The following is a 242-nucleotide window of genomic DNA, read 5'->3' as shown; positions in this document are numbered from 1 at the left end:
GACATGGGGCGGTCCTTCGTCCGCACACTCGGAAACAGGAACCGGCTGTTGCCCGTCAAGGCGTGCAGATCGCGCAGGATAGCGACCGCTTGTGCCGACAGTGGGACGATGTGCGCGCCGCCGGACGCTTTGCCTTGCTTGGTGCGCGTCATCCGCTCGCTCGGAATTTCCCACGTGCTTGCGTCTAGGTCGAACTCGGACCACTCGGCGGCGCGCAGCTCACCGGGACGCTGGAAGAGCAG

Annotated in this window: 1 protein-coding gene; it reads right to left on the bottom strand. The window is 65.7% G+C overall.

The window, feature by feature from the left end:
- Positions 1–242 (bottom strand): tyrosine-type recombinase/integrase (locus tag AAEY72_RS16105; RefSeq protein WP_502945413.1); only part of this gene is annotated, 242 nt, incomplete at both ends.

It is taken from the genome of Psychrobacter sp. W2-37-MNA-CIBAN-0211 (genome assembly GCF_040309405.1).
Taxonomy (GTDB): Bacteria; Pseudomonadota; Gammaproteobacteria; order Pseudomonadales; family Moraxellaceae; genus Psychrobacter; species Psychrobacter glaciei.
The sequence above is the reverse complement of the archived record's forward strand: the minus strand, read 5'-3'. Positions and strand labels throughout refer to the sequence as shown.